Genomic DNA, 15,712 nt, shown 5'->3' on the forward strand with positions numbered 1-15,712 from the left:
GCGTCAGCTACGGCTGTAAACATCCTCGACCCGCACGATATCATCCTCGCCCAGATAGCTGCCGGTCTGCACCTCGATCAGGGTCAGCATGACCTTGCCGGGGTTTTCCAGCCGGTGAAGATCGCCCTGCGGCACATAGATCGACTGGTTTTCAAACACCATCTTTTGCACATCACCGACAGTCACCTGCGCCGACCCTTCGACGACGATCCAGTGTTCGGCGCGGTGCACGTGGCTTTGCAGTGACAGCTTGCCACCGGGATGGACGCAAATGCGTTTCACCTGAAACCGCGGGCCCATCGCAAGGCTTTCAAACCATCCCCAAGGACGGTGATCACGGGTAAATGTCTCGGCCTGCTTGGCCCCTTTGGCGCGCAGGGCATCGACAACCTTTTTCACGTCCTGACTGCGGCGTTTGTCAGCGACCAATACGGCATCCGGCATTGCCACAGCGATGATATTCTCAAGTCCCAGCCCGACCAGCGCCTGCCCTTCGGCCTCGGACCACAGCAAACTGTCACTGCAATCAATCGCCGTAACCGCACCATGCGCCATGACACCGCTTGCGTCAGCCTTGGTCCAGCGCACAGCCTCCCAATCACCCAGATCGGTCCAGCCGTCCGGAAAGGGCATCACCACCAGATTGTCGGCCTTTTCCATGATCGCGTAGTCAATGCTGATCTTGTCCGCTTGCGCCCAGGCCGCCGCATCCAGCCTCTTGAAGCCCAAGTCACGTTTGGCCCCGTCCAGCGCGGCTTGAACCGGCGGGATCAGATCGGGTGAATGGGTGGCAAACGCCTCCAGGATACGCCGCACACTAAACAGGAAAATCCCGGCATTCCAAAGGTAGTGACCCGTCGCCAGCATCTCCTCGGCGGCGGCGCGATCAGGCTTTTCAACAAACCGCGTCAGGGGCGAAATCGCGCCGCCCTTTGGTGCGCCGCTCACCTCAAGGTAGCCATAACCCGTTTCAGGGCGGTCCGGCATGATCCCGAAAGTTACAATCGCGCCGTCACGCGCCGCAGGTTCGGCCGCAGCAACGGCTGCACAAAACGCCGCGCCATCGGGAATCGCATGATCAGACGGGGCCACAAGCATCAGCGCATCGGGGTCACTTTGCAACGATAGGGCCGCCAGCAAGATCGCAGGGGCTGTATCGCGCCCCTCGGGTTCGATGAACACCTGTTCGGGTAGCACGCCCACCTCGCCCAACTGTTCGGTCACGACGAAACGGAAATCTTCGCTTGTCAGCACAACGGGGCGGTTCATCCCCTTGCCCGACAGGCGCAATACGGTGTCTTGAAACAGGGACTTGTCCCCACCAAACGACGAAAACTGCTTGGGAAAGCTTTTGCGCGACAGCGGCCAAAGCCGTGTTCCTGATCCGCCTGCCAGAATGATCGGGGTAATCACTTGCGCCCTCTCTCTTACGATTTGAAACGTGGTTAACACCTGACTTTGACATCACTGTGGCACACATGGGTTAACAGTTCCAAACCGAACACAAGGTTGACAGCGCCGCGAGGGTGCCACACCACATACCGGCACGCATTAAGAGGTCGTAATGCCCAAAGCCCTTGTTACCGGCGCTGCCGGATTTATCGGATACCATCTGTGTCAGCGGCTGCTGGCAGACGGATTTGATGTGATCGGCTTTGATGCGATGACGGATTACTATGATGTGCAGTTGAAACAGCGCCGCCAAGCAAACCTGCTGCAATCGCAACGTTTTCGGGCCGTGAACGATCGTTTGGAAAACGACACTGTGCTGCATGATCTGATTGCGCTGGAAAAGCCAGATATCATCGTCCACCTCGCTGCACAGGCTGGCGTGCGTTATTCGATCGACGAGCCGCGCTCGTACGTTGAATCCAACCTGATCGGCACCTTCAACCTGCTTGAGGCCGTGCGCGCCACGCCCTGCACGCATCTCCTCATGGCCTCCACGTCGTCGGTTTACGGGGCCAACACCGATATGCCTTACGCCGAAACCGACAAGGCCGACAGCCAGATGTCGTTCTACGCGGCCACCAAAAAGGCGAACGAGGCCATGGGCCATTCCTATGCCCACCTTTATGATACTCCGATCACCATGTTCCGGTTCTTTACGGTCTATGGTCCCTGGGGCCGCCCCGACATGGCCCTGTTCAAGTTTACCCGCGCGATCCTGAACGGCGATCCGATCGACGTTTACAATCACGGCGACATGCGCCGCGATTTCACCTATGTCAGCGATCTGGTTGCGGGTATTCGCCTGTTGATTGATGCAGCGCCGGAACGGCCCAAGGACGCACCTTCGAAGGGCGACAGCCTCTCTCCCGTTGCCCCATACCGTGTTGTGAACATTGGCAACGGCGAACCGACCAAGCTGCTTGATTTCATCAAAGCCATCGAGCGCGCCACCGGCAAGACAGCCGTTCGCAACATGATGGATATGCAGCCCGGCGATGTGCCCGCAACTTGGGCCAATGGCAACTTGCTGCGCGACCTGACCGGATACGCACCGCAAACCAGCCTGCAAGACGGCGTCGATGCCTTTGTCGCGTGGTATCGCGATTATTATGACGTCTAGCGTGCTGGCAGCCACCAAATCTTAACCATCCCTGCGCTAGCAAAGTGGCATGATTATTTGCCACAGCCGCCGATTCATCCTTTTTGCGAACCCCAAGACGGGGTCGGAAACCATGCGCGCGCTGTTGGCCCCCTACGGCGAAGAAACTGTCGTTCCCTATCGCGAACGCACGCGCGAACATCCGTTTTATCCGCATATGTCCCCGATCGAGGCCGAGTGGACGTTTGATGCACTCGGTCTCGCCTTTCGCTCGTATCGGCGGGTCACCTGCGTGCGCGACCCTTACACGCGACTGGTCTCACTTTACCGGATGATTGCAGATGTGGACGGGCTTTGGCGTTTGCGGCGCAAAATGGGTCTTGGACAGCCGAATTTCGAAACATGGCTGCGTGGCACACGCCCCTACGGTCGCGGTGGCGGTGGTCGGGCACACCAACGCTGGCGGCGCTACGGCACTTGGTCGGCGCAGCATTGGTGCGGTGACCAGATCACTGACATACTGCGTCTTGAAACACTTGCGACGGATCTGCCCCCACTTTTGAACACGCTGGATATCAAGGTGCCGTCCAGCACCATCCCACAACACAACGCCCGTGATCCGGTCGATGTCGCGCAGTGGTATTCGCACAAATCGAACGCGCTTGTGGCCCGGCGATACGACTGGGATCTCGCGCGGTTCGGTTACACAGCTCCCTGCCTACAAGACGCGGCGTGACCCATGACTCATGCCCTCATCGCAATTCCAGCATTAAACGAAGAAAACACCATCGCAGCCGTTCTGTCGGACCTCCTGGCAGACTGTCATGCCTTTCCAATCGTCGTGATTGACGGGGGCAGCACCGACAACACATGTGACATTGTGCGCGGTTTTGCGAAACGCCACCCGCGCGTGTCACTGCGGCGCAACCCGCATCGCACGCAGGCCCATGCGATCAACGCCGCAGCGCATCTTGCGCAATCGTTGGGCGCACAGATTCTGGTGCGCGTCGATGCACACGCGCGTTACCCGAAAGGGTTTGTGAACACGCTGGTCCGCTTGGTTCAGGATGAAAGCGCCGATAGCGTTGTCACCCCCCTTATTGCGACCGATCAACGTAATCCCTGGGCGCAGGCCGGCGCATTGCTACAGCGGTCTTGGCTTGGGAACGGCGGGGCAACTCACCGCAACACCGCGAATTCCGGATGGGTCGCGCATGGCCATCACGCCGCATTTCGACTGAAAGCGTTTCTGGCACTTGGCGGCTATGATACATCTTTTCACGCGAACGAGGATGCGGAGTATGACCATCGCTTGATCATGGCGGGCGGGCGCATATTCCTCGCCGCTCATCTTCCTGTGCGCTACTGCCCACGCGCGACACCGCGTGATGTATTCCGTCAATACTGGCGCAACGGCTTTTGGCGGACGCAGATGCTGCGCCATCACCGCCAACGCCCGGCAACGCGTCAGGTTCTTCCCGTGCTCGCAACTGTCATTTGCCCGCTGTCATTTGCCTTGGGGTGGTTCTGGGTGCCACTTGCCCTGCCATGCCTTGTCTATCTTTGCGCGCTTGCAACCCTCGCCTTGCACGCAGCCAAATTCGCCCCGCGGACATGCTTGCGGGTCGTCTGGCTTGCCATGATGATGCACTTTGGTTTCGGGCTTGGCAGTCTCGCGTCTCTGCGGACACGGTCAACACATGACACAATCAAACAGGCAACCGCATGACGATGCCAAACCTGTTACTGGTTGCCGCGCCGCGCGCAGGATCAACGCAACTCGCGCGGTGGCTGGCGACCCATCCTGACATTTCCATTTCGTTGGTGAAAGAACCCAATTTCTTTTCCGCTCACGAGTTTGATCCGGCGTATGTGGCTGCATCGCACCTGAATGACATTGACCCTACCAAACCCGTTAAAAAACCGACCCAGTTTGCAGTTTTTCGCGACACAGACCGCTATGCGGCGCTGTTTGCCAACATGACGACACCTTGGCGGATGGAAGCATCAACAAGCTATCTTTCGTGTCCGCAAGCCCCTGACCTGATCGCTGAATCCTGCCCTGACGCAAGGGTGATCCTGCTGCACCGCGAACCGGTCGCGCGCGCCTTGTCCCACTACCAACTGGCGCGGCGCACCGGGCGAACACAGGCTAGCTTGCGATCCGAATTGCAGGCGGAAATAGAAGGGCACATGCCATATGCAGCCCGCTATTTGCTGCGCCCTTCGGTGCAAACGCCCGGAATCGCCCGATTCAAGCACGTGTTCGGCAAACGCGCGGCAACCCTACAGTTCGAAGCCATGATCAAGTCACCCCAAACAGCTTTGGCCCGCATATCCCAACTTCTTGACATTGATCCGGCCGGCTTTGACGTGACCGCAAACGCCCGGAATGCGGGTTCCGAACCGCGGTTCGCACGTCTGAACGCAGCTTTGTTGCGCAGCGGAATCAAAACGCGAATCCGCCACGTCCTGCCTGCGCCGATCAAGCCGTTTCTGCGTCGCCTTTGGTTTGATGATGTCAATCGTGCACAAATTGACCCCAATGAAATCGCCGCACTTCGATCCGCACTGGACGCACGATGCGCATTCTGATCGCCCAGGCAAAGGCCGCCGCAAAAGGTGGGGCCGAGGCCTATGCGGCTGCCCTTGAACACGTATTGGTCAATCACGGGCACGCGGTTGGCATGATTGATGTGCATGGACACGTCCCGCCCGGTGGCGCGCGTCAACCTTTGCCATTCGCCATCGCGGGGCGCGCGTTGTGGAACTGGGCACAGGTTTGCCGCGCTCTTCCAAAATGCGCGCCCGACTACGACCGTGTCATCCTTGCTTACGGCGAAGGTCCGGCGCTGCCCGTTCCTTCGCTCACCCTGCGCCATTCTCCGGCTTTGTTCTCGACAGATGCACGGCTTCTTGCCTGCATCGGCGCACGACCAACGCCGTTGCGGCGTGCCTATATCCGGCTTTGTCAGCAGGTCGCAGGACCCATCGCGCGACCGGACGAAACAACGACTGTTTGCAACACGCACTGGACCGCACGGATGTGCGATGAATATGCCGGTTGCCCCAGTGACGCGATCCTTTATCCCAAGGTCGCGCGCCCAACTGCAATGGCCCTCAGGCGAAGGCCTTTCCGTGTTTTGATCCTGGGCCGGATCGTCCCCAACAAACGGATCGAGGATGCGATTGCTGTATGCGATGCCCTGCAAAGGCAAGGCTTGCCAATCGAAATCGAAGTGCTGGGCCGCGTTGATAGCCGCTATGCGCGCCGTCTTGTTGCGACACTCGCGCGCAAGGCGCATATCCGCGTCACCCCCAACGCAGATCGTACAACACGCGCGCGCGCGTTGGCCGAGGCGCGGTTTGGGTTGCACATGTTTCGCGGTGAACACTTTGGCATCGCGGTTGCCGAGATGATTTTGCATGGTGTCACACCGCTGGTGTTTGACGATGGCGGTGTTTGTGAACTGGTGACTGACCCAAACCTCAGGTTCCGCAACACCCGCGACGCAACAGACAAACTTGCGGCGCTTTGCCTGCGTCCAGATCTTGCCGATCAGATGTTGGCAACTTTGCGGCGCGGAGCGGCCCTGCATGCGGCCGTAGGTTTTGATGAAAGCGCAATGCAAGTTCTGCATGACTGGCTTGGAAATGATCAGGTGCGACATGCGGCGCAGTGAACGCTTGATCACGGTCTGGGCCTGCTTGGCTGGGTTTTGTCTCTGGTTGCCGGCAGTGGGCCTTCCGATGGTCGCCCTTCCATTGCAACCCATGGATCTGCTTGTGCTTGCAGGGATACCTCTGATCGCGCTCAACTGGCGGCGGCTTTGCCTGCGTCTTGGCACCATTGTCATGACCTTTGTTGCCTCGGTTTGCTTATCGTTTTTCGTCGCGGGTGGGGAAATGCTCGTTTTTATGCATGCGCTGGCGCTGGCGCTCCCTTTCATGCTGCTGATTGGCATTGCCATGCGTTTACCCGATGCACGCAAAAGTTTCCTGCAAGGGTTCCTGATCGGCGCGGGTTGTTCGGTCGCGCTGTTTTTTGCGCAGCTTGTGGTCGGGGCGGAAACGCTTGATTTCCGCACCAACACCGCTTTCAGTCTGCCACCGCAATATCGGCGCGGCTTTGCCTTCTTTCCCGAAGTGTCCACATTCGCGACCCATAGTATCATCGCGCTAGCTGTTTGCCTTTGCCTGCTTTTGCATCCGCGCACGAACCCGCGGCACAGGCGTGTTTTGATGGCGCTTTCGGCAAGCCTGACAGTTGCTCTTCTTCTCAGCCGCTCAACCAGTTTTCTTGTCGTCGCGCCACTTCTTTGCGCGCTTGCGGCAGGACAGGCCCGCAAACTGGATTCGCGCACATTGTTATGGCTTGTGTTGATCACCGGTCTGGCGGCTGTCCTGCTCACGGTGTTCTTTAACGCATTTTACGCGGAACGGTTGGAAACAGCGGCAGCTTCACGGTCGGCGGCCATGCGGCTTGCATCGGTTCTTGGTGGGCTTTCGACACTCTGGAGGGGCGAGGTTTTTGGCGTCGGTTTGGGTGAAAATCACGAAATCCTGCGCCGCGCCTATGATATTGGTCGCGCGCTTGACCTTCGGTTTGGCCAGTTGCCGCAGGGCGTGAACTCGCAGGTGATCGCCCGCATCTTTGAAGAAGGGTGGCCTGCAGTCGTCAACTTTGCGATCGCAACAGCGCTTCTGTTGCGCGTGGCGCTGACCCGCACAAGTGATCCCGTCATCGCAGCCCTTACCGTCATCGCAGCGGGCAGCTTTCTGACCGCGCTTCTGGTTACAGGCTACCGCGGCGTTTACACAAACTGGCTATGGCTTGCCGTTCCCGCAGCGGTATTGACCGCTCAACACCCGGTGCGGCGCAACACAACACCCAATGTCCGCCCCAGGATTCCCAAGTCCATCAGCAAGGACGCTTTGCGCACATAGGTCATATCCAACTGAACGCGGTCCGCATAGGCCACATTATTGCGCCCGCTCACCTGCCAAAGACCGGTTATGCCGGGGCGCATCGTGCAATACGCCCGCTCGAAACCTGCATACTCCTGCAGTTCGGCACGCGGCACGGGGCGGGGGCCGACAAGGCTCATCTCGCCCTTCCACACGTTCCAAAGCTGCGGCAATTCATCAAGGCTGCACTTGCGCAAGAATCGGCCAAGGCGGGTCACACGTGGATCATCGCGCAACTTGTAGGTTTGCGCCCATTCGCGGGCCGCATCGGGATTGCAACGCAAGTGTTCCTTCAGACGTGCACGCGCATCCGGCACCATCGTGCGCAACTTCCAGCACTGAAACGTCCGCCCGTCCTGCCCGACACGTTCGTGCCCGAAAAACCCCGCCCCGCCGTCCAGCCGCACGGCGCACCACAACGCACCAACCAGAGGGGCCGCAAGAGGCGCCAAAGCGATGACGCCCGCAATATCAAGCGCCCGCTTGCCCCTGGACAAATAGCGTGTGGCCCGCGCGCGCGCCAGATCACGCTGAACGAACCCGGGAACATTGAAAACCTCGTGTTTCATAACTCACCCTCTTTTTCACTCCGTCTTCAATTTCTCGGTTTGCGGTTAAGAAATCCTCCACTCCCCGCGCCTAAAGTCGTTCAAAATCGATGTTTCCAGAAAGGTGCGTTGCATGAATGCCTTGCCAGACCCCGCCACGATAAATCCTGTTGTGCGCAGATTGCCTTCCACGGCAGGCAACGATGTGATGGACCTTGGGGAAATGCTGCTGACCCTTTGGCGCGGGAAGTTCTGGATGGTCTGCGCCGCAATGATCACCGCAATTGCCGGACTGGTTTGGGCGATCGGGGTTGCCGACCCAAAGTTTCGCGCAACTGCTGTCGTGGTGCTTGATGGTGGGCGCGAACCTGTGGTCGAGTTTTCAGACTTCCTGCCGATGATGACCGGCGATGCAACCGTGGTGAACACCGAACTTGAGGTCCTGCGCTCGGTCAGCCTGTTGGCCGATGTCGTGACCCAGGCCAATCTGACACGCGATCCTGAATTCAATCCCGCTTTGCGCCCTGCAGGCCTGTCAAATCTGGCCATCAACGGCGCGCTGGATTTGCTTGGCGTGCCGCCTGCCCCGCCCCTTGCACCGGAACGGATAGACCGGCGCGCGATGACAGCCACAATTGCTTCGCTAAGCGAGGCATTGTTGGTGCGCAATGTTCCCGACAGCATGGTGTTTGAAATCACGCTTGAAACGGGTGATGCGGAAAAATCCGCCACGCTCGCCAACCTGCTTGCGGACCGATATCTTGTGCGTCAGTTGGAAACCAAGTTCGAGGCCACGCAACGGGCAACCACATGGTTGACTGAAAAAGTCGCCGTTCTTGAAGTTGAACTGGAAACAGCCGAGGGCGCGACCAACCAGTTCGCCGCACAGATGGAACTGATCAGCGCCGAAACGCTCGACATTCTGTCGCAACAGCTCAAGGAAGTGCGCGATCGCATCGCCGCACGTCAAGCAACGATCGACCGCGGCGATTCCACAACCCGTTCGCAGGGGCGCATTGATCAGCTGCGCGTGCTCGAAGCGGAATTGTCGGAAAAAATCGCCCGGCAATCGCAGGACCTGGTCGCGCTGGAGCAGTTGGAACGCGAGGCGGCGGCAAACCGGCAAATCTACGAATATTTTCTTGGGCGGCTCAAGGAAACCTCTGTCCAGGAGGGTATTCAGCAGGCAGATGCGCGCCTGATGTCAGCAGCGATGATCCCCGAAGTGCCATCAGCACCGCGCCCGACACTTGTTGCGATCCTTTGCGCTGCCCTTGGCGCGTTTGCCGCCACAATCGCCCTTATCGTCCACGAGGCGCGCACCGCAACCTTCCGCACCGCAGACGCCCTTGAATCCGCAACCGGCGTGCCTGTCATGGGGCAAATCCCGCGCATCCCCGCACGCCGCCGCCAAAGCGTTCTCGACTACATTCGCCAGAAACCGAACTCGGCCCCGGTCGAGGCGTTTCGCAACCTGCGCACATCCCTGTTGATGGCAGGTAACGGCCCCGTTCCCTGCGTGATTGTGTCAACCTCGTCCCTGCCCGGCGAAGGCAAGACAACACAAACGCTGGCGCTGGCACAAAACCTGACCGGTGTGCGTGACAGGGTTTTGGTGATCGAAGGCGATGTGCGTCGCCGGGTCTTTCAGGACTATTTCGGCGCGCCCGATACGCCCAGCATGATGCAAGTGTTGTCACGAAAGGCCAAGCTGGAAGATGCGGTCTGGCATGATCCCGATATCGGGTTTGACGTGCTGTTTGGCGATGACGCACCTGCCAATGCCGCCGATATCTTTTCGTCCCGCCAGTTTCGCCAATTGATACGCACCGCCCGCAAATCCTATGATGTGGTTCTGATCGACACGCCGCCGGTTCTGTTGGTGCCCGATGCACGGGTCATCGGCAAGCTGGCAGATGCGGTGCTTTATACGGTCCGCTGGGACAAGACCCGCGAAAAACAAGTGCTGCAGGGAATCCGCGCATTTGAAACCGTCGGTGTTCAGGTTACAGGCACGGTTCTAAGCCAGATCAATGCCCGCGGCATGAAGAAATACGGCTACGGACAGGACTACGGCAATTACGGCACTTCGGGCTATTATCAAAGCTAGGTGTATTTCGCCGCGGCCCGCCCGGCATGCCGTCCGGTCGCAAGGCAGGCGGTGATCAGGTAGCCACCTGTCGGCGCTTCCCAATCCAGCATCTCTCCGGCGCAAAAGACGCCGGAGCGATCGCGTAGCATCAGGTTCCCGTCCAACGCGTCAAACCGAATGCCACCGGCTGTCGATATCGCCTCGTCCAACGGTCGCGGCCCAATTTGGGGCACCGGCAACGCCTTGAGCAGACCTGCTAAATCTTGCGGAAACGGACGCCCGAATTCATTGACGAGTGCGGCGCGAACACCCTCGAGGCGCAGGGCTTTGCGCAGGTGGTTTGCGAGGCTTGCCTTCCCGCGCGGGCGCGACAGACGCAGTTCAATATCCTGGATCGTCAGATCGGGAAACAGATCAAGCACAAGGTCTGCCCCATCCCGCATCGCGGCAGATACGGCATAAACCCCGCCCCCCTCGATCCCGCGGGCCGACACAACAAATTCGCCACGCAGTGTTTGACCACCTGCTGACAAGGCACATCCCTTTACCGCGCTACCAAAATGGCGGGTCATGTGATCCGACCACGGCACGACAAACCCGACGTTTGCGGGCTGAAACGGCGCTGTTTGACCGGCAAATTGCGCGGCCCACGCACCGTTTGATCCCAATCGCGCCCAACTCGCCCCGCCCATCGCCATTACGGTGACATCGAACCCGACTACCTGCCGACCTTCGGGCGTGTCAAAAGATGCACTTGCGCCGTCCCACCCCGTCCAGCGCCAGCGCTGGCGAAACGTCACCCCTGCCCCTGCCAATCGCTGCAACCACGCACGCAGCAATGGCGATGCCTTCATCGCGGTTGGAAAGACACGACCCGACGAGCCCGTAAAAAGATGCTGCCCCAAGCCTTGCGCCCAGACCTTGACCTGTTCCGGCCCAAATCCATCCAAAGCCACCCGCAAAGTCGCGGGCATTTCGGGGAAAGCCGCCATGAACGCCTGCTGATCAACATCCATCGTAAGGTTCAAACCGGATTTGCCCGCCATCAGAAACTTGCGTCCAACCGATGGCATTGCATCGCAAACGATAACCTTCAGGCCCGCACCTGCCAGTTCTTCGGCGGCCATCAAACCGGCAGGACCCGCGCCGATCACCAGCCCCGTTTTCACGAGTCCGGTGATGGCGGGAACCCGCCCTTGATCTCGACCACGCGCTGTGGATAGGGAATCTCGATACCTTCAGCCTTGAGGGCGTTCCAGATCAGGAACAGCACATCTGACGTGTATTTGTTGCGACCATCATCCAGGCCGTTTACCCAGAATTCGACGGCGAAATCGACACCGCTGTCACCAAACCCGCGCAACTCGCAGTCTGGTGGAAAGGGTTTGCTCAGGACTTCTTTGTGCGATGCCACAGCCGCTTCGACCAATGGCGGAACAAGGTTGATATCGGTGTCATAGCTGACCGAGAACGCCGCCTCGTAGCGGTTGGCAGAGCCCAAGTCCGAGTAGTTGACGACCCGCGTTGTGATAAAATCCTCGTTCGGGACAACGATCCAGCGGCCGTCAAAGGTTTCCAGAATTGCGGCACGCGCGGTCATCTTGATTATCGTGCCCGCTTCGCCGCCGTCCAGCTCGACATAGTCACCAACCGTTGCCTGCCCTTCCAGCAAAAGGATCACCCCGGAAATGAAGTTCGAGGCGATCTTTTGAAGACCAAAGCCAAGGCCGACACCAACAGCCCCGCCCAACACCGCAAGCGAGGTCAGCGAAATCCCCATGATGTTCATCAAAACCAGAAATGCCACGCCAAATATGACGATCTCGGCGGCTTTCACGGCCAGTTGACGGGTTGCCGGGCGCATCTCTTTCTGACCCGACAGGAACTGCGTCGATTGGTCATTCGACCAACGGCCCAACCAGAAAATCACACCCGCAACGACAACAAACTGCAACAACCAGAACAAGTTGAACGAAAGATTGCCCAAGGGCACGACAGTGGCCTCAAGCCGCGCGGCAACCGGTCCGGTCAACCCAACGGCATACAGGGCGGCAATTGGGACAAGCACATACTTGCCAAGCAGTTTCAGGAACGGATCCTTGAGCATGTCGCGCGCAAGCGCCCGCGCCGCAAGAAACAGGAACACTCGCTTGCCAAAGGCAATCACCGCACCTGAACCAAACAGTGACAGCGTGATTTGCTCTCCGATGGCCGTCAAGGCATAGGCCAGCAGCGGAAGAAGCAAAGGCAAGAAGATCAACACGAAACGGCGCGCCTTGGCGATCACACCTTGATTGTCCTGCGCCGGTTCAAGCAAACGCTGAATCCGCGGCGACGCCTTTCGAGAGATAATCACCGCCAGCAAATAGGCCACGATCAGAATACCAAACTGCGACCAGGCGGCCGGGCTAAGCAGCCAGTCTTTCGCAAGCGCGATCACCTGATCCAGATACCCTTGAATCATCACGACGATATCATTGCCTTGGCCCATCACACCCTCCGCAGCGGTTCAATTCGGTTTTGCACTGCTTTGGCGCAGCACACAACGTTAGATCACCGCCTTTATCTGCGCCAGCAGGCCGGGTTTGGCCGCCATGGCAGGGCCGATCAACGTGTTGATCGTCGCCTCAAGCGCAGCATGATCATCCACAACCCGATCAACCAGACCACAGGTCAATGCCTGGGCTGCGGTCAGTTTTGCGCCGGTCAGCAGCATGAGTTTCGCGCGCGCAGGCCCGACCAGCGCACGCAGGCGAGCAGGGTCCGAAGGCTGCGGCATGACGCCCATCTTGATCACGGGGTAAAAGAACGTCGCGCCATCAACGGCAACCCGCAAATCACAGGCCAGCACCATCCCCAGCGCGCCACCCGCGACGGTGCCGTTCAGCGCGGCGATCGTCAGACCTGAAAACCCCGCGATTGCACCTGACAGCTTTTCCCATGCGGGGCTGGTGGCAAGGCCTTGTTTCACCGCCTCAAGGTCCGCGCCAGCGCTAAACACGCGTCCCTCGCCGGTCAAGACGATCACCTGCGCGTCTGAGCCCAGCACCGCATCGGCCAGATCGTTCAGCATGCCTTCGGTCAGTGCATTCGCCTTGCCGGCCCGTGCAAGGGTCAGCGTCAGCACGCCATCGCTTGTCGCAGCGGGGATCATGTCAGCCCCACCGCACGGCGAATGTCAGGGTCGCGCAAAGATATATCATCGCCCAGGAACCCGTCTGACGCCGGGGAACACATCCAGACCAATGCTTGTGCCGGCCATTCGGGCGGAATGTGGTCGGACCAATCTAGTTGGCTCACCGGGTTGATGCCTGATGCCTTGATCTCGCGCTGCATATCGGTTGCGACAGTTCCGGGTGACAGGCCAAGCACACGCACCCCCTGCGCGCGATATTCCTTATCAACCACGCGCGTCAGCATGTAAGCGCCCGCCTTTGATGCACAATAGGCAGACCAACCCTCGACCGGCCCATGTGCCGCACCGGACGATACTGTAATGATGGTGCCCTGCCCTTGCTTTTGCATGACGGGCAAGACGGCGTGCATTCCGTTGAACACGCCTTTGAGGTTGATGTCGATCAGCCTGCCCCATTCATCGGGGTCCGTGTCAGCCAGATGGCCAATCGGATCAATGGCACCTGCATTGCCGATCAAAACATCAAGACGACCAAAGGTGCGCAAGGTTGTGTCAACAGCAGCACCAAACGCTGCGCGGTCACTGACATCGCACGCGATTGCAATCGCATCCGCACCAATGTCCGAAGCAAGTCCGGCAAGGGCATCCGCACTGCGCGCCAGCAACGCAACCTTGGCACCGCGCGCCGCAAATATGCGGGCCGCAGCCGCCCCGATACCGCGGCTTGCGCCTGAAATCATTACAACCTGACCAGTCAAATCCATGTTTATTCCCTTTCTTGACTTTCCAACCTAGTATTGCGCCCCTACCTAAAGGTCCAGAATTCCAGACCTTGACCTTGGTGGGCAAGCGTCGGACATTTGCGTGATTAGACAGCAGGAAAGGTTTTCAAATGATCATTTTCAAAGGCGCACGAAGCGCGGTTTGCGTCGCGGCGATTTTCGCGGGTTCGACCGCATTTGCGGATGTTACTGCACAACAGGTCTGGGACAATTGGAAAGACCAGATGGACCTTTATGGCGAAGGCGGCGTGACAATCGGCAGCGAAGCGATGTCGGGCAGCACGCTTACCGTCACTGACCTTGTCATCCAGATGAGCGATCCCGAAGCAAGCATTACGGCCACGCTTGACGAAATCCAACTGACTGAAATGGGCGATGGCACAGTGTCGATCACCATGTCGGAAACCTATCCGATGGCCGTTACACTGACCCCAACGTATGGCGACGCGACAACCCTGAACATTGTTGCGCGCAACCAAGGCATGTCGCTGATCGTCAGCGGCACCCCTGATGTGATGGACTATGCGCTAAGCGTTCAAAGCTACGAAATCGCGCTTGACGGGATCGAAGGTGATGGCGCCGACGAAGTCGACATCAACGCCGCCGCGATCACAATGACAAACCTTGCAGGCAATTACGTCACCCGCACAGATACCCTGCAACGGGTCGATTATGCGCTGACCGTCGACTCGATTGCTGTCGCCGCGGACGTGCGCGAACCCGGTGGTGAGGGCATGTTTGTGATGAACGGCGCGCTTGCCGATGTGACAGCACAGGCCAAGATCGCCCTCCCGATTGATATGGATATGGACGCCCCGGAATCCGCATTTGTTGACGGCTTGTCGATCGAAGGTGGCTATTCTTTTGGCGCGACCAACTATGACTTTGATTTCAACGCTGATGGCGAACAGGCTGACGGCACTGCAAGTATCGACGGCGGTTCGCTGACCCTCGCGATGGACATGGACGGCTTGCTTTACGAAGGTGAAACGCGCGGCGTGAACGTTTTGTTCAACGTCCCAAGCGAGCTTCCCTTCCCTGTCGAGGCGCAGTTGGGGGCATACGGTTTCGCGATGGACGTGCCGCTAAGCAGCGCTGACGAACCACGCGATTTCGCGCTGTCCCTGACCATCGCCGACCTGACGGTCAGCAACGGCATCTGGAACATGATTGATCCGGGCGAAATCCTGCCGCGCGATGCGGCAACAGCCTCCTTTGCACTTTCGGGCAGTGCGACGCCGTTTTTTGACCTGCTTGATCCCGAACAGGCCGAAGCCGCGGCAATGTCCGACGTCCCGGGTGAATTGAACAGCTTGTCACTTGATAGCCTGAAACTGGCAATTGCAGGTGCCCTGATCACCGGTGACGGCAGCTTTACGTTTGATAACGATGATCTTGCCACATTTGACGGCTTTCCCCGCCCCGAAGGTGCGCTTTCCCTCAATATCAATGGTGTGAACGGGCTGATCGACAAACTGATCCAGATGGGCATTTTGCCCGAAGAAGACGCGATGGGCGGACGCATGATGCTGGGCATGTTCGCAACACCGGTCGGCGATGATATGCTGACCTCGACCATCGAAGTGAACAGCGAAGGACATGTGTTGGCCAACGGCCAGCGTCTGCGCTAAACCT

Annotated in this window: 14 protein-coding genes; 8 read left to right on the plus strand and 6 right to left on the minus strand. The window is 58.8% G+C overall.

The window, feature by feature from the left end; genetic code table 11:
* Window positions 1-3 precede the first annotated feature (3 nt).
* Complete coding sequence (locus tag SJY21_RS09655; protein WP_377509582.1) at window positions 4-1,413, minus strand: mannose-1-phosphate guanylyltransferase/mannose-6-phosphate isomerase; 1,410 nt, start codon at window positions 1,411-1,413, stop codon at window positions 4-6.
* Between the two features lie 151 nt (window positions 1,414-1,564).
* Here SJY21_RS09655 and SJY21_RS09660 point away from each other — a divergent pair, with 151 nt between their 5' ends.
* From SJY21_RS09660 to SJY21_RS09685, 6 genes are all read left to right on the plus strand, one after another.
* The gene (locus SJY21_RS09660) at window positions 1,565-2,572 is read left to right on the plus strand and encodes an NAD-dependent epimerase/dehydratase family protein (RefSeq protein WP_377509585.1); all 1,008 of its coding nucleotides are present in this window, start codon (window positions 1,565-1,567) and stop codon (window positions 2,570-2,572) included.
* Window positions 2,573-2,621: 49 nt separating this feature from the next.
* On the plus strand, window positions 2,622-3,287 hold the full coding sequence (locus SJY21_RS09665) for a sulfotransferase family 2 domain-containing protein (RefSeq protein ID WP_377509588.1): 666 nt from the start codon (window positions 2,622-2,624) through the stop codon (window positions 3,285-3,287).
* 3 nt (window positions 3,288-3,290) lie between these two features.
* Window positions 3,291-4,280 carry a glycosyltransferase family 2 protein gene (locus SJY21_RS09670; protein WP_377509591.1) on the plus strand — a complete coding sequence of 330 codons (990 nt, stop codon included), beginning with the start codon at window positions 3,291-3,293 and terminating at the stop codon, window positions 4,278-4,280.
* Between the two features lie 2 nt (window positions 4,281-4,282).
* Window positions 4,283-5,146 carry a sulfotransferase family protein gene (locus tag SJY21_RS09675; protein WP_377509594.1) on the plus strand — a complete coding sequence of 288 codons (864 nt, stop codon included), beginning with the start codon at window positions 4,283-4,285 and terminating at the stop codon, window positions 5,144-5,146.
* A complete protein-coding gene (locus SJY21_RS09680; RefSeq protein WP_377509596.1) occupies window positions 5,134-6,234 on the plus strand; it encodes a glycosyltransferase in 1,101 nt (366 codons plus the stop codon). Before SJY21_RS09675 ends, SJY21_RS09680 begins: the two co-directional genes overlap by 13 nt.
* 91 nt (window positions 6,235-6,325) lie before the next feature.
* Window positions 6,326-7,498: a hypothetical protein gene (locus tag SJY21_RS09685; protein ID WP_377509598.1), complete on the plus strand. Its 1,173-nt coding sequence runs from the start codon at window positions 6,326-6,328 to the stop codon at window positions 7,496-7,498.
* On the opposite strand, the gene SJY21_RS09690 is transcribed toward SJY21_RS09685, so the two are convergent.
* Complete coding sequence (locus SJY21_RS09690) at window positions 7,414-8,088, minus strand: sugar transferase (protein WP_377509600.1); 675 nt, start codon at window positions 8,086-8,088, stop codon at window positions 7,414-7,416. The genes SJY21_RS09685 and SJY21_RS09690 overlap by 85 nt on opposite strands.
* A 112-nt stretch (window positions 8,089-8,200) precedes the next feature.
* On the opposite strand from SJY21_RS09690, the gene SJY21_RS09695 reads away from it, so the two are divergent.
* The gene (locus SJY21_RS09695; protein WP_377509603.1) at window positions 8,201-10,177 is read left to right on the plus strand and encodes a Wzz/FepE/Etk N-terminal domain-containing protein; all 1,977 of its coding nucleotides are present in this window, start codon (window positions 8,201-8,203) and stop codon (window positions 10,175-10,177) included.
* On the opposite strand, the gene SJY21_RS09700 is transcribed toward SJY21_RS09695, so the two are convergent.
* From SJY21_RS09700 to SJY21_RS09715, 4 genes are read right to left on the minus strand one after another with little or no spacing between them, the layout of a single operon-like run.
* Window positions 10,174-11,328, minus strand: coding sequence for a TIGR03862 family flavoprotein (locus tag SJY21_RS09700; protein WP_377509606.1), 1,155 nt, complete (start codon window positions 11,326-11,328; stop codon window positions 10,174-10,176). The genes SJY21_RS09695 and SJY21_RS09700 overlap by 4 nt on opposite strands.
* On the minus strand, window positions 11,325-12,650 hold the full coding sequence (locus tag SJY21_RS09705) for a mechanosensitive ion channel family protein (protein WP_377509609.1): 1,326 nt from the start codon (window positions 12,648-12,650) through the stop codon (window positions 11,325-11,327). Before SJY21_RS09705 ends, SJY21_RS09700 begins: the two co-directional genes overlap by 4 nt.
* Before the next feature lie 57 nt (window positions 12,651-12,707).
* Complete coding sequence (locus SJY21_RS09710) at window positions 12,708-13,313, minus strand: enoyl-CoA hydratase/isomerase family protein (RefSeq protein ID WP_377509612.1); 606 nt, start codon at window positions 13,311-13,313, stop codon at window positions 12,708-12,710.
* Window positions 13,310-14,059, minus strand: coding sequence for an SDR family oxidoreductase (locus tag SJY21_RS09715; RefSeq protein WP_377509615.1), 750 nt, complete (start codon window positions 14,057-14,059; stop codon window positions 13,310-13,312). Before SJY21_RS09715 ends, SJY21_RS09710 begins: the two co-directional genes overlap by 4 nt.
* A 128-nt stretch (window positions 14,060-14,187) precedes the next feature.
* On the opposite strand from SJY21_RS09715, the gene SJY21_RS09720 reads away from it, so the two are divergent.
* Entirely contained in the window at window positions 14,188-15,708 is a 1,521-nt protein-coding gene (locus SJY21_RS09720) for a DUF2125 domain-containing protein (protein ID WP_377509618.1), read from the plus strand.
* The last annotated feature ends 4 nt before the right edge of the window (window positions 15,709-15,712 follow it).

The organism is Octadecabacter sp. R77987 (assembly GCF_042466115.1).
Lineage (GTDB): Bacteria > Pseudomonadota > Alphaproteobacteria > Rhodobacterales > Rhodobacteraceae > SW4.

What these genes read in the sequence shown, in the direction of transcription:
- SJY21_RS09695 (WP_377509603.1), top strand. Translation starts at nt 8,201, where the DNA reads ATGAATGCCTTGCCAGACCCCGCCACGATAAATCCTGTTGTGCGCAGA.
- SJY21_RS09670 (WP_377509591.1), top strand. Translation starts at nt 3,291, where the DNA reads ATGACTCATGCCCTCATCGCAATTCCAGCATTAAACGAAGAAAACACC.
- SJY21_RS09660 (WP_377509585.1), top strand. Translation starts at nt 1,565, where the DNA reads ATGCCCAAAGCCCTTGTTACCGGCGCTGCCGGATTTATCGGATACCAT.
- SJY21_RS09675 (WP_377509594.1), top strand. Translation starts at nt 4,283, where the DNA reads ATGCCAAACCTGTTACTGGTTGCCGCGCCGCGCGCAGGATCAACGCAA.
- SJY21_RS09710 (WP_377509612.1), bottom strand. Translation starts at nt 13,313, where the DNA reads ATGATCCCCGCTGCGACAAGCGATGGCGTGCTGACGCTGACCCTTGCA.
- SJY21_RS09665 (WP_377509588.1), top strand. Translation starts at nt 2,622, where the DNA reads ATGATTATTTGCCACAGCCGCCGATTCATCCTTTTTGCGAACCCCAAG.
- SJY21_RS09690 (WP_377509600.1), bottom strand. Translation starts at nt 8,088, where the DNA reads ATGAAACACGAGGTTTTCAATGTTCCCGGGTTCGTTCAGCGTGATCTG.
- SJY21_RS09715 (WP_377509615.1), bottom strand. Translation starts at nt 14,059, where the DNA reads ATGGATTTGACTGGTCAGGTTGTAATGATTTCAGGCGCAAGCCGCGGT.
- SJY21_RS09720 (WP_377509618.1), top strand. Translation starts at nt 14,188, where the DNA reads ATGATCATTTTCAAAGGCGCACGAAGCGCGGTTTGCGTCGCGGCGATT.
- SJY21_RS09705 (WP_377509609.1), bottom strand. Translation starts at nt 12,650, where the DNA reads ATGGGCCAAGGCAATGATATCGTCGTGATGATTCAAGGGTATCTGGAT.
- SJY21_RS09680 (WP_377509596.1), top strand. Translation starts at nt 5,134, where the DNA reads ATGCGCATTCTGATCGCCCAGGCAAAGGCCGCCGCAAAAGGTGGGGCC.
- SJY21_RS09685 (WP_377509598.1), top strand. Translation starts at nt 6,326, where the DNA reads ATGGATCTGCTTGTGCTTGCAGGGATACCTCTGATCGCGCTCAACTGG.